The organism is Enterobacter sp. UPMP2052, from assembly GCF_053709675.1.
Genome location: NZ_JBSKJR010000031.1, coordinates 1 through 446, shown reverse-complemented (window position 1 = coordinate 446; position 446 = coordinate 1). Strand labels below are relative to the sequence as shown.

Genomic DNA, 446 nt, shown 5'->3' with positions numbered 1-446 from the left:
CGAAGTTGATTTGCAGTTATTGTGAGCCCGGCGGAATGGATTGCGGGCCGGGCAGGATAAATGCGAGCCCATTATCACTTAATGTGAGCCGGAGGCGTTTTTCATTTGCAATTAATGTGAGCCGAAATCTGCGCTGATTGCAGGTCGGAGGGAATTCGATTGTGAATCGCCACGGATAATCTAGACACTTCCGAGCCGTTGATAATACTGCTTTTCATATTCTGTCGGTGACATCTGATTGCTCGAACCATGCCGACGCTTACTGTTATAAAACATTTCGATGTAATCAAAAATATCGCTGCGGACTTCTTCCCGCGTTCCGTAGATCTTTTTCTTTATCCGTTCGCGTTTCAGCAACTGGAAAAAGCTTTCTGCAACCGCATTATCGTGACAGTTACCGCGACGGCTCATGCTCCCCTCCAGGCCGTGTGCTTTCAGGAACGACT

The 446-nt window shown here is 48.0% G+C and carries 1 protein-coding gene; it reads right to left on the bottom strand.

Annotated features, from left to right (window positions below; all coding sequences use genetic code 11):
* Positions 1-180: 180 nt before the first annotated feature.
* Positions 181-446: IS3 family transposase (locus tag ACWKX3_RS24110; protein WP_454542657.1), on the bottom strand; the 266-nt coding region annotated here is incomplete at its 5' end.